The sequence below is a fragment of the Ensifer sp. ENS02 genome (assembly GCF_014851885.1).
GTDB classification, from domain to species: domain Bacteria; phylum Pseudomonadota; class Alphaproteobacteria; order Rhizobiales; family Rhizobiaceae; genus Ensifer; species Ensifer adhaerens.
In genome coordinates this window covers 1-1,039 of the sequence record NZ_JACVAO010000054.1, presented here as the reverse complement: position 1 = coordinate 1,039, position 1,039 = coordinate 1, and the positions used below count along the sequence as shown (strand labels likewise).

Below are 1,039 nucleotides of genomic sequence, written 5' to 3'. Positions count from 1 at the left end.
CAAGACCGCGGTGAGATCCAAAATCGATGTCTTCGATCGAGGCATTGGCAAAACGAAGCTTTGCTGTGGCGAGCCTGTTTGTCAGCCGTCGGTCTGTTCTCACCGCGATCTCGCGGTCGAGCATCAGACCCAGCCGTTCGTCGAAGCTAAGATCGTTTCCATGAGCCTGCTCGATGAGCTCGCGATAGGCGGTCGCCATCCCGGCGAGGCCAAGCGCACTCATCTGGTCCAGGGTTGGATGTGTCAGCATCTGATGTCCTCTTCATTGGTAGTAGGTTTTGCCGCGGATATTGCCGTGCGGCGGCGCCGGCTTCACAGCCTCGCTCATGGCCGGAGCCTGATCGAGACCAGATCTGAGAATGTTGGCGACAGACGAATAGCTTAGTGCGTTGATGACCAGCGCTCGCTCGCAAGCCAGTTCCAGCCGATCGGATTTGTAACGGCGCGCCAGGGAAAGAACGCCTTGAGCAGATCGATAGCCTTGCTCGGGATGCGGCCGATCGCACAGCAAACGTTCGATAAAAATCGCCGTATTGGTCCCGACCTTTGCTGCTTCCCTGCGCAATGTGTGGGGTGTCGTGTTTGCGTAGCGCTGGTGAGCCTTGGGCATATGCTCGTTGATCGTAACGTGGCCCGAGCGCTGCGAGCTTCGGATGTGGCTGGCGACACGCTTGTGGTCAAAGAAGATCTCGACTGCCCGATACGTCAGCCTGATATCGACCCGTCTTCCGATCAGACCGTGCGGCACGGAATAGAACGTCTTGTCGACCTCGACATGGTAATCGGGATGGACCTTGGCGACCTTCCATTCCGCATACTCAAACGGCGTTGAAGGCAGCGGCTTGAGCTCGGAGCGCTCGACTTCATCAAACAAAGCGCGCCGCGATTTGCCATATCGGCGCATCGTTCTACTATTGAGGTCCTCGATAAGAGCGCTGATGCGGATATTGAGATCGACAAGGCTGAAGAAACGTTCGTTTCGAAGTCTGGCCAGAACCCACCTCTCGACGATTAAAACCGACCCTTCGGCGGAGGGTTT

At 56.9% G+C, this 1,039-nt stretch carries 1 protein-coding gene and 1 pseudogene; both read right to left on the bottom strand.

The window, feature by feature from the left end:
• Positions 1–250, bottom strand: a 250-nt coding sequence (locus tag IB262_RS35385; protein WP_192494572.1) for an ATP-binding protein, incomplete at its 3' end; no start/stop codon positions are given.
• Positions 251–262: 12 nt separating this feature from the next.
• Positions 263–1,039 (bottom strand): annotated as a pseudogene (locus tag IB262_RS35380) (IS21 family transposase); the annotation flags it as partial.